Annotated in this window: 23 protein-coding genes; 20 read left to right on the top strand and 3 right to left on the bottom strand. The window is 35.0% G+C overall.

From position 1 onward, the window contains the following. The first annotated feature begins 148 nt into the window (after nt 1-148). From acoA to lpdA, 4 genes are read left to right on the top strand one after another with little or no spacing between them, the layout of a single operon-like run. The gene (gene acoA, locus PSR14_RS14190) at nt 149-1147 is read left to right on the top strand and encodes an acetoin:2,6-dichlorophenolindophenol oxidoreductase subunit alpha (RefSeq protein WP_073541728.1); all 999 of its coding nucleotides are present in this window, start codon (nt 149-151) and stop codon (nt 1145-1147) included. Nucleotides 1148-1164: 17 nt separating this feature from the next. Continuing rightward, nucleotides 1165-2199, top strand: a complete 1035-nt coding sequence (acoB, locus tag PSR14_RS14185; RefSeq protein ID WP_000198894.1) for an acetoin:2,6-dichlorophenolindophenol oxidoreductase subunit beta — start codon at nt 1165-1167, stop codon at nt 2197-2199. Nucleotides 2200-2226: 27 nt separating this feature from the next. After that, on the top strand, nt 2227-3426 hold the full coding sequence (locus PSR14_RS14180; protein ID WP_073541727.1) for a dihydrolipoamide acetyltransferase family protein: 1200 nt from the start codon (nt 2227-2229) through the stop codon (nt 3424-3426). A gap of 15 nt (nt 3427-3441) precedes the next feature. After that, the gene (gene lpdA, locus PSR14_RS14175; protein WP_061184437.1) at nt 3442-4821 is read left to right on the top strand and encodes a dihydrolipoyl dehydrogenase; all 1380 of its coding nucleotides are present in this window, start codon (nt 3442-3444) and stop codon (nt 4819-4821) included. A gap of 82 nt (nt 4822-4903) precedes the next feature. On the opposite strand, the gene PSR14_RS14170 is transcribed toward lpdA, so the two are convergent. Together PSR14_RS14170 and PSR14_RS14165 are read right to left on the bottom strand one after the other, a co-directional pair. Next, entirely contained in the window at nt 4904-5500 is a 597-nt protein-coding gene (locus PSR14_RS14170; RefSeq protein WP_000914447.1) for a hypothetical protein, read from the bottom strand. 320 nt (nt 5501-5820) lie between these two features. Then, nucleotides 5821-6312, bottom strand: a complete 492-nt coding sequence (locus tag PSR14_RS14165) for a hypothetical protein (protein ID WP_073541726.1) — start codon at nt 6310-6312, stop codon at nt 5821-5823. A gap of 250 nt (nt 6313-6562) precedes the next feature. Here PSR14_RS14165 and PSR14_RS14160 point away from each other — a divergent pair, with 250 nt between their 5' ends. From PSR14_RS14160 to PSR14_RS14100, 13 genes are all read left to right on the top strand, one after another. After that, nucleotides 6563-7333 carry a DeoR/GlpR family DNA-binding transcription regulator gene (locus PSR14_RS14160; protein ID WP_073541725.1) on the top strand — a complete coding sequence of 257 codons (771 nt, stop codon included), beginning with the start codon at nt 6563-6565 and terminating at the stop codon, nt 7331-7333. Nucleotides 7334-7345: 12 nt separating this feature from the next. After that, nucleotides 7346-7888: a GNAT family N-acetyltransferase gene (locus tag PSR14_RS14155; protein ID WP_073541724.1), complete on the top strand. Its 543-nt coding sequence runs from the start codon at nt 7346-7348 to the stop codon at nt 7886-7888. A gap of 27 nt (nt 7889-7915) precedes the next feature. After that, nucleotides 7916-8254 (top strand): NIPSNAP family protein, encoded by a 339-nt coding sequence (locus PSR14_RS14150; RefSeq protein WP_000499969.1) that lies wholly within the window; start codon nt 7916-7918, stop codon nt 8252-8254. Nucleotides 8255-8277: 23 nt separating this feature from the next. Beyond that, nucleotides 8278-8445 (top strand): hypothetical protein, encoded by a 168-nt coding sequence (locus tag PSR14_RS14145; protein WP_163258192.1) that lies wholly within the window; start codon nt 8278-8280, stop codon nt 8443-8445. A 123-nt stretch (nt 8446-8568) separates the two neighbouring features. Continuing rightward, a complete protein-coding gene (locus PSR14_RS14140) occupies nt 8569-10419 on the top strand; it encodes a sigma-54-dependent Fis family transcriptional regulator (protein ID WP_073541723.1) in 1851 nt (616 codons plus the stop codon). Between the two features lie 112 nt (nt 10420-10531). Further along, entirely contained in the window at nt 10532-10789 is a 258-nt protein-coding gene (locus PSR14_RS14135; protein WP_000873860.1) for a DUF3977 family protein, read from the top strand. A 149-nt stretch (nt 10790-10938) separates the two neighbouring features. Beyond that, a complete protein-coding gene (locus PSR14_RS14130) occupies nt 10939-11088 on the top strand; it encodes a hypothetical protein (protein ID WP_001997635.1) in 150 nt (49 codons plus the stop codon). A gap of 285 nt (nt 11089-11373) precedes the next feature. After that, complete coding sequence (locus tag PSR14_RS14125; protein WP_000364407.1) at nt 11374-12216, top strand: MurR/RpiR family transcriptional regulator; 843 nt, start codon at nt 11374-11376, stop codon at nt 12214-12216. Between the two features lie 17 nt (nt 12217-12233). Then, complete coding sequence (locus PSR14_RS14120; protein ID WP_048557913.1) at nt 12234-13373, top strand: M20 peptidase aminoacylase family protein; 1140 nt, start codon at nt 12234-12236, stop codon at nt 13371-13373. A 41-nt stretch (nt 13374-13414) separates the two neighbouring features. Further along, entirely contained in the window at nt 13415-14221 is an 807-nt protein-coding gene (locus PSR14_RS14115; RefSeq protein WP_050587898.1) for a GNAT family N-acetyltransferase, read from the top strand. Between the two features lie 53 nt (nt 14222-14274). Beyond that, nucleotides 14275-15381: an o-succinylbenzoate synthase gene (gene menC / locus PSR14_RS14110; RefSeq protein ID WP_000635662.1), complete on the top strand. Its 1107-nt coding sequence runs from the start codon at nt 14275-14277 to the stop codon at nt 15379-15381. A gap of 82 nt (nt 15382-15463) precedes the next feature. Next, a complete protein-coding gene (locus PSR14_RS14105) occupies nt 15464-16540 on the top strand; it encodes a hypothetical protein (protein WP_406644230.1) in 1077 nt (358 codons plus the stop codon). Nucleotides 16541-16839: 299 nt separating this feature from the next. Continuing rightward, nucleotides 16840-17277: an NUDIX domain-containing protein gene (locus PSR14_RS14100; protein WP_000028082.1), complete on the top strand. Its 438-nt coding sequence runs from the start codon at nt 16840-16842 to the stop codon at nt 17275-17277. 35 nt (nt 17278-17312) lie between these two features. Here the strand turns inward: PSR14_RS14100 and PSR14_RS14095 are convergent, their stop codons facing one another. Next, complete coding sequence (locus PSR14_RS14095) at nt 17313-17924, bottom strand: TetR/AcrR family transcriptional regulator (protein WP_000799604.1); 612 nt, start codon at nt 17922-17924, stop codon at nt 17313-17315. A gap of 159 nt (nt 17925-18083) precedes the next feature. Between PSR14_RS14095 and kynU the strand changes: the two genes are divergently transcribed. From kynU to kynA, 3 genes are read left to right on the top strand one after another with little or no spacing between them, the layout of a single operon-like run. Next, nucleotides 18084-19370, top strand: a complete 1287-nt coding sequence (gene kynU, locus PSR14_RS14090) for a kynureninase (protein WP_073541721.1) — start codon at nt 18084-18086, stop codon at nt 19368-19370. A 2-nt stretch (nt 19371-19372) separates the two neighbouring features. Next, on the top strand, nt 19373-20002 hold the full coding sequence (gene kynB / locus PSR14_RS14085; RefSeq protein WP_000858056.1) for an arylformamidase: 630 nt from the start codon (nt 19373-19375) through the stop codon (nt 20000-20002). 33 nt (nt 20003-20035) lie between these two features. Then, nucleotides 20036-20875, top strand: a complete 840-nt coding sequence (gene kynA / locus PSR14_RS14080) for a tryptophan 2,3-dioxygenase (RefSeq protein WP_000661965.1) — start codon at nt 20036-20038, stop codon at nt 20873-20875. Nucleotides 20876-20943 lie beyond the last annotated feature (68 nt).

Here is a 20943-nt window from a genome sequence, read left to right as displayed (position 1 = left end):
TGAACAAAAGTGGACAAAACGAGACATTAGTCTCGTTTTGTCCACTTTTTTATTTTCAACATAGAGAGAAAACCTATTAAATCAAGGATTGGAAATTGGCACGGTACTTGCAATATAAAAGATGAACAAGAAAATAGGAGGGCTGAACATGTTAAAAACAACTGAAAGTAAAGGGAATGGAATTACGAAAGAACGAGCTCGCTGGATGTACGAAAAAATGTTAGAGATTCGTAAGTTTGAAGATAAGGTACATGAATTGTTCGCTCAAGGCGTGCTACCAGGTTTCGTCCATTTATACGCTGGGGAAGAAGCGGTAGCAGTTGGTGTATGTGCCCACTTAACGGATAGTGACAGTATTACAAGTACGCATAGAGGACATGGACACTGTATCGCAAAAGGTTGTGATTTAAACGGTATGATGGCTGAACTTTTCGGGAAAGCGACAGGATTATGTAAAGGTAAAGGCGGATCCATGCATATTGCTGATTTAGATAAAGGAATGCTTGGTGCAAATGGCATTGTAGGTGGTGGTTTCCCGCTTGCTTGCGGTTCGGCATTAACAGCTAAATATAAAGGAACGAAAGATGTAAGTGTTTGTTTCTTCGGTGATGGAGCAAATAATGAAGGTACGTTTCATGAAGGGGTTAACTTAGCGGCGATTTGGAAGTTACCAGTTATTTTTATCGCTGAAAATAACGGTTACGGTGAAGCAACGACATTTGAATATGCTTCAAGTTGTGATTCTATTGCGGATCGTGCAAAAGCTTACAATATTCCAGGTGTTCAAGTAGATGGAAAAGATCTGCTAGCTGTATATAAAGCTGCTGAGGAAGCAGTAGAACGTGCGCGTAATGGCGGTGGTCCAACAATAATTGAATGTATGACATATCGTAATTACGGTCATTTCGAAGGTGAAGCACAAACGTATAAAACTTCAGAAGAAAAAGAAGAACATTTAAATGAAAAAGATGCGATTGTGAATTTCCGTAAGCATTTAATTCATGAAGCTTTATTAACTGAATCTGAGCTTGTAGATATGGAAAAGGCAGTAGATGAAGCGGTTCAAAAATCAATTGAATTTAGTGAAAATAGTCCATATCCAGAGGATGAAGAGTTATTAAAAGATGTATACGTTTCTTACAAATAAGAGGAGGGTGAAAAATAATGACTAGAACAGTAAGTATGTCAACCGCAATTAATGAAGCGATGAAAATATCGATGCGCCGTGATGAAAATGTAATTTTAATAGGAGAAGACGTTGCAGGTGGTGCACAAGTTGATCACTTGCAAGATGATGAAGCATGGGGCGGTGTTCTTGGTGTTACGAAAGGCCTTGTACAAGAATTTGGCCGAAATCGTATTTTAGATACACCAATTTCAGAAGCGGGTTACATGGGAGCAGCAATGGCAGCTGCGGCAACAGGACTACGTCCGATTGCTGAATTAATGTTTAATGATTTTATCGGTAGTTGTCTTGATCAAGTATTAAACCAAGGTGCAAAGTTCCGCTATATGTTCGGTGGTAAAGCGAAAGTACCAGTTACAGTACGTACGATGCATGGTGCAGGTTTTAGCGCAGCTGCACAACATTCACAAAGTTTGTATGCGTTATTTACGAGCATTCCAGGTATAAAAGTTGTCGTTCCTTCTACTCCATATGACGCAAAAGGCTTACTATTAGCGGCAATTGAAGATGATGATCCGGTAATCTTCTTTGAAGATAAAACACTCTACAATATGAAGGGTGAAGTGCCAGAAGGTTATTACACAATTCCATTAGGAAAAGCGGATATTAAACGGGAAGGTTCTGACGTAACAATCGTCGCAATTGGAAAACAAGTTCATACAGCACTTGCGGCTGCTGAGCAATTATCGAAAAAAGGACTTGAAGTAGAAGTAATTGATCCACGTTCTTTATCACCACTGGATGAAGATACGATTTTAGCATCAGTTGAAAAAACAAATCGCCTTATTGTTATTGATGAAGCAAATCCAAGATGTAGTATCGCAACGGATATTGCGGCAATTGTAGCAGATAAAGGATTCGATTTGTTAGATGCGCCTATTAAACGAATTACAGCACCACATACACCAGTTCCGTTCTCGCCACCACTTGAAAAGTTATATTTACCAACGCCGGAAAAAGTAATTGAAACTGTATCAGAAATGATCGGAGACCAAACTTTATTACATGTGTAATAAAACGATGAGAAGGGAGAGAGAAGCATGGCTGTAGAAGTTGTAATGCCGAAGTTAGGTATGGCGATGAAAGAAGGTATTATTACAAGCTGGAATATTAAAGCAGGCGATCATGTCTCAAAAGGTGAACTAATTGCTAGTATTAATTCGGAAAAAATCGAAACGGAAATAGAAGCACCAGCTGATGGAACTGTTCTTGATATAGCTGTTAGTGAAGATGAGGGAGTTCCACCTGGCACTGTCATTTGCTATATCGGTAAGCTGAACGAAAAAGTAGAAATCAATGAAAGTATAAATGTTGTAGAAGAAAAAGCACCTAATCTAGAGCCTAAAAAGGTCCAACATCCAGAACCATATGCGAAAGAAGTGGCGAAGCAAAGAATCAAAATTTCACCTGTAGCGAAGAAAATTGCAAAGTCTGAAAATCTAGATATCAAAGCATTAGTTGGTACAGGCCCTGGCGGAAGGATTATAAAAGTAGACGTATTAAAAGCGATTGAAGAAAGAGTAACAATTCCAGAAGTACTTGAACAAGAAGAAAGTAAAGTAATTCCTGTTACTGGTATGCGGAAAGCAATCGCAAACCGTATGCATGCAAGTTTACAAAATAGTGCGCAATTAACATTAACGATGAAAGTAGATGTTACAGATTTAGTTGCTTTACATAAAGAAATAGCGGCAGTTGTACAAAAACGATACGATAACAAACTAACTATTACGGATTTCGTTTCTCGTGCTGTTGTATTAGCGCTTGGAGAGCATAAAGAAATGAACAGTGCTTATATGGATGATACAATTCATCAATTTGAACATGTTCATTTAGGCATGGCAGTCGCATTAGAAAAAGGATTAGTCGTTCCAGCTATTCGCTTTGCTAATCATCTATCTTTAGTAGAGTTATCTAAACAAATTAAAAACGTTGCACAAAAAGCAAGAGAAGGTAGTTTAAGTAGTGATGATATGCAAGGGACAACCTTTACAATTAGTAATTTAGGTAGCTTCGGTATTGAATATTTTACGCCAGTATTAAATACACCTGAAACTGGTATTTTAGGTGTAGGTGCAATTGAACATGTTCCAGTATATAAAGGGAAGAAAATAAAAAAAGGCAGTATGTTACCTTTAAGTTTAACATTCGATCATCGTGTATTAGATGGTGCACCAGCAGCTGCATTTTTACGCACAATTAAACGTTATTTAGAAGAACCTGTAACAATTCTTTTATAAAGAGAAGGTGAGAGAATGAGTAAACTAGTCGTTATTGGTGGCGGACCTGCTGGCTATGTAGCGGCAATTACCGCAGCTCAAAATGGAAAAGATGTCACTCTTATTGATGAAGCTGATCTTGGCGGGACTTGTTTAAATGTTGGGTGCATGCCTACAAAATCATTGTTAGAAAGTGCAGAAGTGCATGACATTGTAAGAAAAGCGAATCATTATGGAGTTACACTCAATAATGGAAGTATATCAATTGATTGGAAGCAAATGCAGGCGAGGAAATCACAAATCGTAACGCAGCTCGTTCAAGGAATTCAATATTTAATGAAGAAAAATAAAATAAAAGTTATACAAGGTAAAGCGAACTTTGAAACGGATCATCGTGTGCGAGTTATATACGGTGATAAAGAAGATGTAGTAGATGGAGAACAGTTCATTATAGCGGCAGGTTCAGAACCGACTGCATTACCCTTTGCTCCATTTGACGGAAAGTGGATTTTAAATAGTAGCCATGCAATGTCCATAGATTATATACCAAAATCATTATTAATCGTTGGCGGTGGTGTAATAGGATGCGAGTTTGCAAGTATTTATAGTCGTCTTGGAACAAAAGTTACGATTGTTGAAATGGCACCGCAATTATTACCAGGTGAAGATGAAGATATCGCACACATTTTAAGAGGGAAACTAGAAAATGATGGTGTAGAAATATTTACAGGAGCAGCTTTAAAAGGATTAAATAATTATAAGAAGCAGGCTTCATTTGAATATGAAGGAAGTATCCAAGAAGTTAATCCAGAATTTGTTCTCGTTTCTGTCGGCCGAAAACCACGTGTACAACAATTAGATTTAGAAAAAGCAGGCATTCAATATTCAAATAAAGGAATTTCTGTGAATGAACATATGCAAACCAATGTATCACATATTTATGCAGCAGGAGATGTGATTGGTGGAATCCAGCTTGCTCACGTTGCATTCCATGAAGGAACGACGGCAGCATTACACGCGAGTGGAGAAGATGTAAAAGTAAACTACCATGCTGTACCTCGCTGTATTTATACCGCTCCAGAAATTGCTAGTGTCGGTTTAACAGAAAAAGATGCAAGAGAGCAGTACGGTGACATACAAATTGGAGAATTTCCTTTTACAGCAAATGGAAAAGCGCTTATTATTGGAGAACAAACGGGGAAAGTAAAAGTTATTGTGGAACCTAAATATCAAGAAATTGTTGGAATTTCTATTATTGGTCCTCGTGCAACAGAACTAATTGGTCAAGGAACTGTAATGATTCATACGGAAGTTACTGCCGATATTATGAGAGATTATATTGCAGCGCATCCAACTTTATCTGAAGCGATTCATGAAGCTTTATTGCAAGCGGTAGGACATGCTGTACACGCTTAAATGGAATTATAATAAACCACTATTCTCTAAATGAATAAGAGAATAGTGGTTTGAATTTTTACGGGAGAAATTGAATATCCTATTATTTTTTTACGTCAATCGCTGAAGTAATATCGTTCCAATCAGCAGCTAAATTAGCAGTTTTACCGTACCAATCCGCATGTTTGAATACAACACCTTTTCCATAGCCTTGTGTTGAAGTATGCTCCCAAAGTGTCGTTGAATAACTTGCTGAAGGTGATGCTGTACTTACAGAGGAAATTCTGTCGTTCCAGCTAGATGGTAAGTTTTTAAAGCCGCTGCTCCAGTAAATATATTGGCCACCTTTATCTTTATGTTCATAAAAATCAGTACTACCAGCACCGCTACCTAAAGGATTAATTTTATTTTTAAGTACTTTTTTATCCTTTTCAATATAAGCATCTAATGTTTCACGGCTAGTAAAACCATAAGCTAGCCAATCTCCATTTTCATTTTGCTCTGGTAATACCATAGTAATTTGGATGTCTTTCTTATCTTGATCACTTAATTTTGTAAGAGAATTAACATTCTGTTCATCCACTTTTAAATAATCAAAAGACTTAATTGTGTTACCTTTTTCTTCAGCACTTGCTACTCCTAGTCCTCCAGTTAATGCAAATCCCGCTACTAATGTACCTGCTACTAATTTCTTCAACATATAACCATCCCTTTTAGTTTAGATTTTTGTACAGGTGAATCTTTGTACTAGTAAAATGCATTCTAATTATCAACTATTGTAAATATTCTGAAGTTTTAGAAATAAAAGATGGAATATTTACAGTTTTGCATTTTTTCTTTAGAAAAAATAGTTATTAGAATGATATAATAAATAGATATATCACTTTTGTTGGATGTTAAAATGTTTTAGGAGGGAAGCTGAAGAAGTAACGATTTGTGTAAAAGATGTATTGCTGGAGATAGATTACTAGTAAACTTGATTACTTTACAAACAAAAAAACAGTCGTATTTGACTGTTTTTTATTTAATTGCTAAATTATCAAGTTTCCAATATGTATCTGTTAATGACGCAGCTTTGCTATCTATGTATAAATACATATTATTTAAATCTTTTGGAGAATCTTTCATATTAAATACAATGTCGGTAGTTAAAGAAAACTCAGGTGGAACCTTTTTAGCATTTTCATTTTGTATAACTTCACCTTTGTATTTTTTACCCGTTTTTTCATCTTTTATGAAATATTTTATTTCTGAAAGATCTATCGTTTGTCCGTCAACACGAGCATTATTTATAGTAACGCGAGCTGTGAGACGCCACTCTTTGTCTATTTTTTCAAATTTAGCATTTTCAACAGTTGCTCTATAGTATTCGTTTTTAAAGATTTCCCCATAGTGCATTGCATTTTTTGCTAGAGCGCTTTTTTCTTGTTTTGGTGTAGCATTTCCACTACATCCTGCCATTATCCCTGTAAATAATAATGCTGTACAAGTTACTTTCATTATAGATTTCATAATAATTCCTTTCTGTGTTAAAAAGTAAAACATAGGCATAATTTTACATGAATAGGAAAGGAAATGGAAGTATATTTGCGGAATATGCAAATGTACATTTATTTTGTTGTCAAGTTAATGGAATAGAAAGAGGGAAAAAGCTGAATAAAACGGAGTGAATAAGAAGTGAAAATATTGTAAAGCGGAAGAGACATGCATATAATTAAAATAAGGATAAGATTTCAGAATCTTCAATAACAGAGGTGGACACATGTTTACTGAAGAGCGTAGAGAGAAAATTTTAGAGTTACTTAAGAAAAATGGAAGGGTAATTGCAAAGGATCTTGCGGAAAGTTTCGATATGTCTATCGATTCTATAAGAAGAGATTTGTCTATTATGGAGAAGGATGGCTTGTTAAAAAGAACACATGGAGGAGCAATTGAACTTGCTAGAGTACGGAATTTAGCTACCAAGCCATTGAAACGTTATAGTAATGGTTCTGTATATGAAGACGCAATTGCAAAAATCGCAGCTTCTTATATACAAGAAGGAGATTCCGTTTTTATTGGTGGAGCTTCCATTCATTATGCCATGTTAAAATATTTACCTGAAACATCATTTACAGTTGTTACGAATGCTTTAGAAATTGCTAGTACGTTACGGGAATATAAGAACATTGATACGTACTTAATTGGTGGAAAGGTGAAACCATCAGGAAATATGACAGATACACTTGCCTCAGAATTGATAAGTAGACTCTCTATTGATCTGTATTTCTCTACAGGTGGTGGCATTTCATTGAATGGTATAAGTACTGCAACGCCTGAAGTTGCTTTTTTTAGTAAAACAGTAAGTAAGATTGCTAGAAGAAATATTTGTTTAGCTCCTCACAATAAACTTGGAATAGACTACTTTATAAAAGGAGAGTCACTGATTGAAATTGACATTATAATAACAGATTCGGAGGCTAGTAAAGAAACAATTCAAGAATTTGAGAAACAAGGTAAAGAAATTGTAATAGCATCAATAGACTGCATTTAAAAGGAGTTTGAAATGATTATAAAAGGGCAAGAGTTTCACATAAATGGATTAGTTTATACAGTTCGTTCTGCAGCTGAAACAGATGCGGAACAGTTGTCGGAAATTAGAGTTCAGATCGATGGAGAAACTGAAAATATGGATAGAGAAGCTGGAGAGGGATTTATAGATAAGATAGGGTTTCAAAAAATAATAAAAACAGATAGTGAAGAGAGTAAGAATCTGTTTTTAGTTGCAGAAGTACACAACCGAATCGTTGGATTTTCAAGGTGCGAAGGTTCAAATCTGAAGAGGTTATCTCATAAAGTAGAATTTGGCGTTTGTATTTTAAAAGAGTTTTGGGGATATGGAATGGGTAAGAGTCTATTGCAACAATCTATTCATTGGGCTGATGAAAATGAGATTAAAAAGATATCATTACAAGTATTAGAAACAAATGAAAAAGCCATTCAGCTATATAAAAAATTAGGTTTTGAAGTAGAAGGTATTTTAAAAAATGATAAAAGGCTGTCGGATGGGAAGTATTATAATACGGTTGTAATGGGAAGGTGTATTTGAGTCTGTTCATTAAAGAGGTGAAAATGTATGTTTTATAGAAGAAAGTACTATATAGTAAAAAATGAATTTATTAAAATTTTTAATGATCATTTCAATCATACGAACTTACCTAATCAGTTAAAGCATGGCTCTAGGCTAATAGGACGCTGGATGAAAGATAATAAGAATGGTACGACTGAAGTGTTTGCCATATGGGAATATGATAGTTATGAACAATATAAAGAAATAGAATCAAAGATTAGAAATGACGAGAAGCATATTAGAAGAATACATGAATGGTATGAAAAACATGGCGGAAGAGAATATGTTTTACAGGAGTACATAGTAGAGATGAAAAATGAAGAGTTAGTGTGTACTGTAAAGTGATAGAGAGGTGAGGGATAATGGGAATGAAAACAAAATTATATTTTAGTGTAGCATCCACAATTTTATTTGCAATAGTCGTGAGTGTTTTCTTTATAAATGGAAATCCACAAAAGTGGTTTTGGTTATGTATTTTCTTTGCTTCCATTATACAAAATATAGTGCTACTAAAAAAGAATAAAGAAGTGCATTAAGATATTCAAATTATTAACATATTTGTGTCGTCTTTCTAGTTTTGTTGAAAACGCTTTTATTCAGTTTTATAATAAAAGTATGTTTTTACAAATCTCCAAAATAATGAATAGGGAGATGATACAATGCTAGCTTCACCGTTTTACTTACATACATGGAAAAAGTTTGTTGATGAAGGTGTCCTTGATTCGAACCGTATAAACGAAAGAATTTCAGAGTCATGGTATCGATGTAAACAAGCAAATGTGAATCCTCATATGAATAAAGGTCAGAAAATTTTGTCTTCTAATATTTTTCAAGACCAAAAGAAAAAGAGTGAAATCTTCCTAGATATAGCAATACCTCAAATACAAAATATGAGAAAAACCATTGATGAACTGCAAATGATGGCATTATTAATTGATCCAGACGGTTACGTTCTATCGTTAAGTGGAAATAAACAAACGTTGCAACGAGCGAAACAGATTAATTTCATTGAAGGTGTGAAATGGACGGAAGCTGCTGTTGGTACAAATGCGATAGGAACAGCGCTTGAGATTGAAGAGGCTATTATGATAAGTGGTACAGAGCATTATTCTGTCGCATCTCATAGCTGGAGCTGTGCGGCCGCTCCTATTCATAATGATGATGGGAAATTAATAGGCGTTCTAGATTTCTCTTGTCCGATTGAGTTTTCGCATCCATATATGCTCGGTATGGTAACTTCGATTGCACATGCGATTGAACGTGAATGTAGTATTCGAGTACATCAAAATGAACTGCAGTTAATCCATCGTTTTTTAGATGTAATTGATAGTGATGAACAAGTTGTAATTTGTAATCATCGTGATGTTATCGTTTCTGCAAGCAAGAGGGTTCGGGAACGAGTATGTAATTGGTCACGGATGAAACTTGAAGATTTAATGCACTATGGATTGAAAACTAAATTAGAAGTTCCAGTATACAGTAATAATAGAATGATTGGGAAATGTATTTATGTAAAGGGAAATAAACAAGTAAAATCATTTTCAACGTCCCCATTTATAAATGGCATCACTTTTCCTGGAGTAATTGGGACAAGCAGTGCATTTCAACATACTTTAGAAGAAATTAAGCTTGTATCACCAACTGACGCAAGTGTATATGTTTGTGGTGAAACAGGTGTAGGAAAAGAATATGTAGCGAGAGCGATTCATGAAAATAGTCCAAGAAAAAATGGTCCTTTTATAGCTGTTAACTGCGGTTCATTACCGAAAGAATTAATGGAAAGTGAATTGTTCGGTTATGCTGAAGGAGCGTTTACAGGTGCACGACGCCAAGGATATAAAGGGAAATTCGAACAAGCAGACGGAGGAACAATATTTTTAGATGAAATTGGTGAAGTGCCACCAGAGATGCAAGTAGCATTATTGCGTGTTTTACAAGAACGAACAGTAAACCCAATTGGCAGTTCAAAAGAGATACCAGTAAATATTCGTATTATTACTGCGACACATAAAGATCTATTGCGATTAGTAGAAGAAGGGAAATTCCGTCAAGATTTATATTATCGCTTACATGTTTATCCACTATATGTCCCATCGTTAATAGAAAGAAAAGAGGATATTCCGTACTTCATAAAACATTTTTGCAAACGAAAGAATTGGAATGTTGTATTTCCAAAAAGTATTTGTAATCAATTTTCTCAGCATACATGGCCCGGAAATATTCGAGAATTATTAAATGTATTAGAACGCATCTATATTTTGTCGCAAGGACGAGAAATATGCGAAAAACAAATCTCTTTTTTATTACAAACAATGATGGGAAATCAACATCAACTTGCATTGCAAGCAGAAAATAAAACAGAGAACACATTAAATTTCCGTGAAAAAATACAGCGTGATAGCATGATTGAAGCGTTAGAAAAGACAAATGGAAATGTTTCATTAGCTGCAAAACTTTTAGATGTACCTCGAAGTACATTTTATAAACGAATGCAAAAATATAAGTTATAAAGTAGATTTTTGTAATCTACTTTTTCTTTGTGGGCTCATGTTCTGTCGGAATGTGCGCTTACCGGGGAAATAATAGAATAGTTAGAAATTAATTTCCGGAAGGAGGACTTAGGTGAAATATATTGAAATTGGTATTGGGAATACGTGGTTCGTTCGAACAGAAACTGAAAATAAAGATGGAACTGAATTTGAAGAACGAGGAATTATAAAACCTATTTATTTTGAGTCTTTATATGTACGAGTGTGGTTTCGAAAAACGTGTTTAATTTTTGATACGAAAGAAGGGTTTAAAAAAGTTAAGAAGAGGAGGATTGAATATAAATTTATAGTTGGAATTGTAAGTAGACTGAATGAAGAAAAAGTACGCTAGTTGGCACCTGTAATTTAAGGAGCTATCAATATACAACTGATGAACCAATACCGCGATTTCTTAAAATAGATTACAGTATGAAGAAGTTTTTTACGTACAGTATTACACTCGATGTAATTTCGTCATGAAGACCTCTTAAAGAGTGTGAAATGTTTGAATGGAGAGGAAGCTATTCGTCTTCAGTTGTGCTTATTGTTTTTAGGAGAATACCATATTTTAAACCGACTAACTTTTTAGATGTGTATGCAATTGAAGCACTAGAACGTTTTATAATCGCATATGAAGGAACGATTGAATAAACCATTACTTAACATTTGGGGTAATGGTTTATTTTTATAAAGATTTCTCGTTAAATATTTCAGTAATTGGGGATTTATCTTTCTTATCTTGATAGAAATGTGGCGGTACCCCTTAAGGTAATGATAAAAAAATAGGAGAGATTATTATAAAAGATTAAATTTTCGGAATTATTATTGAGTTTTTTAGTAATATGTGTTAATCTTCTATCAATCGCAAATGTGAAGTTTAGACTTCGTGTTTTCGATTGATAGAAGTTTTAAATTCATTTAGGAAGGATGACATGTTTGGATCTGAAAAAAATTATTCAACAGGAATATAATCAACTTTCTAAAGGTCAACAAAAAGTTGCTAAATATTTATTAGAACAACCAGGCGAATTTGCTGTTAAATTAGCAAGTGAGATTGGTGAGCAAGTTGGAGTCAGTGAAACAACGGTGATTCGTTTTTGTTACTCTATAAAACTATCGGGATTTTCTGAACTTCAAAAAATGGTTCGGGAGCAACTTCTTTTAATGCAAAGCAGTCTTGGACAATACTTTTCTAGCAAACTCGAGTTAGCTGAACAACCTCATTTTTATGCAAAAGTCATGGAACGAGATTGTCAATATATACAACAAACAATCAATAATATTGATGAAAATGAGATTGAACAGGTTGTTGATCAATTAATAAAAACGGAGAAAATCTATGTTTTAGGGTTAAAATCTTCTTTTTCTGCAGCTAATTGGCTTACAATGACTCTTGGTTTAGTGAGGGGAAATGTTCAAATTCTTCATCCGGAAACAAACGATTTGCTTTGTACTTTAAGCGAGATGGATCATCGATCAACTTTAATTACTATTTCGTTTCATCGTTATTTGAAAGAAACAATTAAAGTGGCTGAGATGGCTAAGGAGCAAGGAGCTTTTGTGATTGGAATTACTGATTCACCACTTGCTCCAATTAGGGAATATGCAGATGCTATTTTTTCCATGTATTCATCTGAGAGGTCAACGATTGATGCTACTCCGGTACTGTTTTCGTTTTTGAATGCTATTGTTGCCGGTGTTTCTATCAAAGATAAAGAGCGATTTGAAAAGCGTAAGGACCGATACGAAAAGCTGAATGGAGATTACTTTTTTGTATAAAGTGAGGAGAAGAAAAATTGAAGGAATATATACAAGAACTTAAGTCGACGATTGATTCAGTCTACGAATACTTACATAATCATCCAGAAATTAGTTGGAAGGAGTATAAAACAACGGCATATATACAACGTTTTTTACAAGAACGGGGCTTTATTGTGCAAACCTTTGATGATTGTCCAGGTCTTGTCAGTGAGGTAGGAACCGGAGACTTTTGCATTGCTTTACGTACAGATATGGATGCGCTCTGGCAAGAGGTTGATGGTCAATTTCAAGCGAAACATTCTTGCGGTCACGATGCACATATGGCCATAGTTCTTGGTACAATGCTTTTATTTCAAAAGTTAGATGTTTCCACTGTTAAACTTAAATTCATTTTTCAACCTGCGGAAGAAAAGGGAACAGGCGCATTAAAAATGATTGAAAAAAACGTGTTGGATGATGTGCATTTTTTATATGGTGTTCACCTTAGACCAATTCAAGAATTACAAGATGGTCAAGCTATACCTGCAATTTATCATGGGGCAGCAAAATTTATAGTAGGTGAAATCCATGGTGAAGATGCACATGGAGCACGACCACATCTGGGGCAAAATTCGATTGAAATTGGGGCATCTATAATTAATGAAATGAAAAGCATTCATTTAGACCCGATGGTGCCTTACACCGCGAAAATGACAAAGTTCTATGCCGGGAGTGAGGCAGGAAATATTATTCCAGGTAAAGCATCATTTAGTATAGATTTGCGTGCGCAAACAAATGGAGTCATGAATGAACTTACCGAAAAAATCGAGAATATTGTTAAGAGTATGGAAAAGATTTATGGGGTTGAAATTGAGCTAGAAACAAAAGCGAGTGTAGCTGCCGCTGAGGTAAATAAAGAAGCTCAGCATTTCATGAAAAAAGCGATTGTGGAATCCTTAGGTGAGCAACTGCTTCGAGAGCCTATAATTACTTCAGGTGGGGAAGATTTTCATTTTTATACGTTGAAAAATCCAACCGTTAAAGCAACTATGTTGGGATTAGGGTGCGATTTGCAGCCAGGACTTCATCATCCGCAGATGACCTTTAATCAAAATGCTATATATACTGGTATGGAAATTCTAGCAAGGACAGTATTAAATACAATAAAAGCATATAAAACGGGGGAGTTAGCGTGAATTCAACAATTGAAATACGTGAATTAAACAGTTATCACGAGATGAAGTTTGTGCAAAACCTTGAAAAAGATGTATGGAATATGGAACCAATTCCTCTTCACCAAATAATTACAGCTTCCCAAAATGGAGGTCTTTTACTAGGAGCTTTTGTAAATGAGGAAATGATTGGATTTTGCTACAGTTTTCCTGGTTTTCTTGAAGGACAAAACTATCTATGTTCCCATATGCTTGGTATTCATCCAAGTCATCAAGGAAAAGGAGTTGGAGTTAGACTAAAACAAGTTCAAAAAGAACTTGCTTATGAAAAGGGATATAACTTAATCACATGGACGTATGATCCACTTGAAACACGAAATGCGTATTTAAATTTATCGAAGTTACGTGCTTTTTGTTCTACATATATGGAAAATTGCTATGGAGAAATGGAAGATAACTTGAATCGAGGACTTCCTTCGGATCGTTTTAAAGTTGAATGGTGGATTAATAGTTCTCATATTTCTAAACGGCAAGAGGATTATATGAAACAAGCGCAACATATTTTTCAGTGGATACAATCGAAGAATCATTTGCCAAAACTTATAAATATTGAGCAAGGTCTACATTGTATTGCTACTATGGATCAACCTATATTAGTACCGGTACCATCTAGCTTTCAACAAGTGAAAAATAAAGATTATGAACTTGCAATTGATTGGCGTTTTAAAACGAGAGAAATCTTTCAAACTTTATTTTCATATCAGTATGTTGCTGTTTCATTAATAAAAGATACTAATGAACTTGTGCACTATTATGTTTTTGTCAAGCAACAAGACTTAGAGAAGAACGGAATTATGAGAAGGATTCAATAGCGGAGGATAAAAATACACTTATACTTATCTAAATATAGAGGGGGAAATGAAAAATGATAGTAAAAGAGATTATTTTACGACGTATAAAAATGCAATTGAAAGCGCCGTTCACGACAAGTTTTGGAACATTCCAAGACAAAGAGTTTCTCTTGCTTGAAGCGAAGGATGAAAACGGTATTAGCGGATGGGGAGAATCGGTTGCATTTCATTCGCCCTGGTATAACGAAGAAACTCTAAAGACAAATTGGCATATGTTAGAAGATTTTATTATTCCTAGTATACTCAATAAAGAAATTGAACATCCACAGGAAGTATTTGAACGCCTATCATATATTCGTAAGAACAATATGGCAAAGTCTGCTATTGAGGGTGCTATTTGGGACTTATATGCAAAGCAAAAAGGAATTCCGCTCGCATTCGCCCTTGGTGGAGAGAAGAAAGCAATAGAAGTTGGGATTAGTATTGGCATCCAGGAAAAGGTTGACGATTTACTTCAATTGGTTGATGAGTATGTTAATGAAGGATATAAAAGAATGAAAATAAAAATAAAACCGGGTTGGGATGTCGAGGTGATCAGGGAAGTCCGGAAACAGTTTCCTAATGTTCCATTGATGGCTGATGCCAATTCTGCCTATCGACTAAAAGATATAGAACGATTAAAAGAGCTTGATGAATTCGATTTAATGATGATTGAGCAACCTTTAGCCTCAGATGACATCGTTGATCATGCGCAGTTGCAAAGGGAACTTTTAACTCCAATTTGTCTGGATGAGAGTATTCATTCTTATGAGGATGCTAGAAAAGCAATTGAACTAGGAAGTTGTAAGATTATCAATATAAAAATTGGAAGAGTTGGAGGGCTAACTGAGTCTAAACAAATACATGATTTGTGCCAGGAACAAGGTATTCCAGTTTGGTGCGGTGGTATGCTGGAATCGGGTATAGGGAGAGCACATAATATTGCTTTAACAACATTATCAAACTTTATTATGCCTGGCGATACTGCAGGATCTTCTCGCTATTGGGAGCAAGACATTATAGAACCTGAGGTAGTTGTTGAAAATGGAATGATTATCATTCCAGAGCGACCAGGGATTGGCTATGAACCAGATCGAGAAATGATTAAGCGATTTACAGTTTTTGAAAAAAAATATATTTAATATAGCTAAAGGGAGGACATGTTCCTCCTGGTCTTTATTTACATTAACTTATCAGAAAATTCAGATTAAAAAGGAGGTAAGTATGAAGGAAAGTACTCGAATTGCAGGAGCATTTATTGGTTTAATTGTCGGAGCAGGATTTGCTTCAGGACAGGAGGTTTTACAATTTTTCACAAATTTCGGATGGGTAAGTATTCTGGGAGCATGTGTTGCAACTATTCTTTTTGCATTTTTAGGAATGAATTTAACTCAACTGGGCAGTCGTTTACAGACAAATTCTCATAAAAATGTGATTTACTACATTTGCGGCTCATACCTCGGTATAGTTGTTGATATAATCATAACATTTTTCTTATTTGGTGTAACAGCTGTCATGATGGCTGGGGCAGGTTCGATTTTTGAACAGCAGTTTGGTATTCCAAGTATTATCGGTAATATTATTATGACTGTATTAACTATTGTAACAGTTTGTTTTAATATTCAAAGGGTTATTTCGATAATTGGGCTTGTTACACCGTTTTTACTTGTGCTTGTTATCATCATTGCTGTTTATTCTTTTATTACAATGGATATGGGTTTTAATGAATTGCAACAAATCGCAGATAAACAAAGCGCAGCTGCATCTAATTGGGGATTAGGAGCGTTATTATACGTTTCATATAACATTGCCGCAGGTGCTGCTATGCTTATCGTGATGGGAGGAACGATAAAAGATGAAAAAAAAGCGGGATTTGGAGGGATATTCGGTGGTATAGGATTAGGCATCCTTATTTTACTTATTAATCTTGGTATGCTCACTAAACTAAATAAAATTACAGACGTAGATATGCCTATACTATTTTTGGCTAATGAGATTTCTCCAATATTTGGAATGCTGATGTCTATTGTATTATTAGGTATGATTTACAATACTGCAGTAGGAATGTTATATGCTTTCACAGCAAGGGTTATAAAACCAGAATTACCAACATTTAAAATGTTTGTTGTTCTATTTGGAATTGTGGCATTTAGTGCTAGTTTTATCGGATTTACTAAATTAGTAGGAACTATATATCCTATAACGGGCTATCTTGGATTTATTCTTATTGCCTCTATCACCATTACCTGGCTTAGGGGTAAACAGCGAATGAAGAATGCTATTACTAAAATAGACGCTTAATTACAAAATATAGATATTATACGTGAATTTAAGTATTATAAAGAGAGGATTATTTATTTCATTTAGAAACAAATATCCTCTTTTCTATGCATAGTAGAAGTCTTATAAATAAAGTTGCACGAATGCAAACTCAAATAAATTATAGTACTGTATTTGGTTTTGTTGAAAAAAAATTATGTGTTTTATGGAACATCTTCTTTCTTATCATTACTTCTACCGTTTTGGCAAAGTTAAAAACACCTAGCCAGGAGTCTATGAATCAGTATTGTTTCGAATTGGATTTAAAAGGGGTGAAATATATGTCAATCTCATTATATTATAAAAAAATCCGTGAGCAATTAGGCCATGAACTAATTCTAATACCGAGTGTAGCTGCTGTTATTAAAAATGAGCAAGGGAAAATCTTGTTTCAATATCCTGGTGGAGAATACTGGAGTTTGCCAGCTGGAGCAATTGAGCCTGGAGAAACTCCAGAAGAAGCGGTAGTTCGTGAAGTGTGGGAAGAAACAGGGTTGAAAGTGCAAGTAAAAAAACAAAAAGGGGTGTTTGGAGGAGAAGAGTATCGCCATACATATCCGAATGGCGATCAAGTAGAATATATTGTTGTTGTGTTTGAATGTGAAATTACTAGTGGAAAACTGAAATCAATAGATGGTGAATCTTTAAAACTACAATATTTCTCATTATCTGAAAAGCCTTCTTTAGCGCTACCATACCCAAATAATATATTTTTATAGATGTAAAATAGCACACCTTATGTATTGAAGGTGTGCTATTTATATAAACCAGTCGTATACATTTTCGTCAATGTATGCACAATTTCTTCTAGGTCGATCTTTTTATCATTTTGCACAATCGTCCAAAGAAACATCTCATTCATAGCGAACCAAGCACGCGCTACAATTTCTCTATTTAATTCAGTATGTGCTAATCCACTTTTTTGAGAGTATGTAATATCTTGCGTAATACTGTTTATAAAGCGTTCCCGTATCTCGTCCCATTTTTGACGTATCTCTTTTGATAACCCAATTGCTTCTTCTACAACTTGTAAAATTGCTCGTTCTTTCTCTGCTAATTGTAGAAATGCTTTAACTTGATTTTGAATCATTGTACGTGCTTCTTCTGTCGTTTGAGGCGAAAAAGAGCGCTCAGCAATATCATAAAATTGATTCATAACATCTTCCATTAAAACGATGAGGAGATCATCTTTGTTTTTAAAGTATACATATGCCGTGCCATAACCAGTTTCTGCATGTTTAATAATTTGTGTAATTGTCGTTTTTTGAAATCCGTTACGAATAAAAATAGTGTAACCAGAGTGTAATAGTTTCTTCTTTGTTTCTAAGGAGCGGTGTTTTCTTGATGAAAGAGTCGTGTTTTTCAAAGAATCACCTCTTTATACTGAAATATCTGAAAATATAACTGTATTGTAAAAGAAATTCATATATAAAGTCAACTGACATAATATCATTGACGTTATATCAACTAAGGTGATATATTTCAATTAGTTAGAATAAAAAGAAAATTAAGAGAAGGTGACACCATGTATACAGAACCATTTCAACCAACTTATGAGTATGCGCTTGAATGTGATAAACATGATGAACTGAAAGATTTTCAAACTGAATTTTATAAAAAAGAAGGAACAATATATTTAGATGGAAACTCATTAGGGCTACTTTCAAAGAGAGCAGAGAAATCATTACTTACTTTGCTAGATTCATGGAAAGAGTATGGCATTGACGGCTGGACCGAGGGTGAGCATCCGTGGTTTTTCCTTTCGGAGAAATTAGGTGAATTGACTGCACCTCTTATTGGAGCTTTACCAGAAGAAACTATTGTAACCGGTTCCACGACAACGAATATTCATCAAGTAATCGCAACTTTCTATGAGCCGAAAGGAATTCGCACAAAAATTCTTGCGGATGAGTTAACATTCCCGTCTGATATATATGCACTTCAAAGTCAAATTCGTTTAAAAGGCTTAGATCCAGATGAGCATTTAGTACGAGTAAAGAGCCGAGATGGTAGAACACTTTCTGAAGATGATATTATTCATGCAATGACAGATGATATCGCGTTAATTTTATTACCTTCTGTACTATATAGAAGTGGCCAAATTCTTGATATGGAACGTTTAACAGCGGAAGCACATAAGCGTGGTATTCATATCGGGTTCGATTTATGTCACTCAATCGGTTCTATTCCGCATCATTTCAAAGAGTGGGATGTTGATTTTGCTATTTGGTGTAATTACAAATACTTAAACGCAGGACCTGGTGGTGTTGCCGGCCTTTATGTAAATAAAAAACATTTTAATAGACTTCCAGGCTTGTCTGGCTGGTTTAGTTCTAGAAAAGATAAGCAGTTTGATATGGAACATACATTAACAGCTGCTGATCATGCAGGTGCGTATCAAATTGGTACACCGCACGTATTAAGTACTGCACCTTTAATCGGTTCACTTGAAATATTTAAAGATGCTGGTATAGAACGTTTACGTGAAAAATCCTTACATATTACAAGATACATGCTTAATTTAATTGCTCACGAATTAAGTGATTTTGGATTTACAATTGGAAATCCATTAGAGGATGAAAAACGAGGCGGGCATATTTATTTAGAGCATGCAGAAGCAGCACGTATATGTAAAGCGTTAAAAGCAAATGGAGTAATTCCAGATTTTAGAGCGCCAAATGGAGTGAGACTTGCGCCAGTTGCTTTATATAACACATACGAAGAAGTGTGGAAATCTGTACAAATATTAAAGAAAATCATGAAAGATGAAGAGTATAAGCAATTTGAAAATAAGCGAGAGGTTGTGGCATAAGTATGAAAACATCAGAGTGGATTGATATTTCACAACCGCTAAATAATGATATTGCTACTTGGCCAGGGGATACACCGTTCTCGTATGAAGTATCATGGTCAAAAGAAGAGAGTGGCTCAGTAAATGTCGGAAAGTTAACGATGAGTATTCATACAGGTACTCATATTGATGCACCGTTTCATTTTGATAATGATGGAAAGAAAGTGTTAGATTTAGATATCCAAGTTTATGTCGGACCTACGCGAATCATTGACGTTTCTAATCTTGAAAGCATTGGGAAAAAGGAATTAGAGAAATTTCATTTAGAAGGCGTAGAACGCTTGTTGTTACGCACATCTTCACATGGTAAAGCGAATGAATTCCCAGATATAATCCCGCATTTACGTGCGGATATAGCACCGTTTCTTTCAGAAAAAGGTATACGTTTAATCGGGGTGGATGTACCATCAGTTGATCCATTAGATGATAAAGAATTAGCAGCGCATCATCAATTGTTTAAACATGGTATACACATTTTAGAAAATGTCGTACTAGATCATGTAGCAGATGGCGATTACGAACTAATCGCATTACCACTTGCCTTATCAGATGCAGATGGAAGTCCAGTTCGAGCAGTTATTAGACCAATATAAGTAGAAATATATATAAAGGGGCGTTTTGCTAATATGAAAGAAAATGAAAAGGTAATTATGGAAAAAGGGATTCATACGGACTTTAAAGAGAATATGACGTACGGGGAATATTTACAATTAGATAGTTTACTATCTTCTCAAAAGAGATTATCAGACCACCATGATGAAATGTTGTTCATCGTTATTCACCAAGCAAGCGAACTTTGGATGAAGCTTATTTTACATGAGTTAAACGCAGCAATTGAATCTATTAAACAAGACAAATTACAACCAGCTTTTAAAATGTTAGCACGTGTATCAAAAATTCAATCACAAATCATTCAATCTTGGGATATTCTTGCGACATTAACGCCGTCAGAGTACATTGAGTTTCGTGACTCGCTCGGTCAAGCTTCAGGTTTTCAATCGTATCAATATCGTATGATTGAGTATGCACTTGGTTATAAAACGCCGCATGCCTTAAAAATTTATGAAAAAGATCCAGAATTACACGCTCGACTTCATACGGCGCTACATGCACCAAGTTTGTATGATGTCGCAATTCAAGCTCTTGTAAAAGAAGGATTTCCTATTCATAAAGATGTGTTGAATCGGGATATTACGCAGCCTTATGAAGAAGACGCTACAGTAGAAGCGGCATGGCTTGAAGTGTATGCGGATGTAAAAAAATATTGGGATTTATACCAACTTGCTGAAAAATTAATTGATATCGAAGATTGGCTACAACAATGGCGTTTCCGTCATATGAAAACAGTAGAACGTATTATCGGACATAAAATGGGAACAGGTGGCTCTTCTGGTGTATCTTATTTAAAACGAGTACTTGATCAACGCTTCTTCCCAGAGCTTTGGAATGTTCGCACGAAATTATAAAAACAAACCTGTCAGTTCATTACTGGCAGGTTTGTTTTTTATTTGAACACAAGTATGTTTTAATTAAA

It is taken from the genome of Bacillus sp. A01H, assembly GCF_045277205.1.
In the GTDB taxonomy this organism is placed as follows: Bacteria; Bacillota; Bacilli; order Bacillales; family Bacillaceae_G; genus Bacillus_A; species Bacillus_A paranthracis.
The sequence above is the reverse complement of the archived record's forward strand: the minus strand, read 5'-3'. Positions and strand labels throughout refer to the sequence as shown.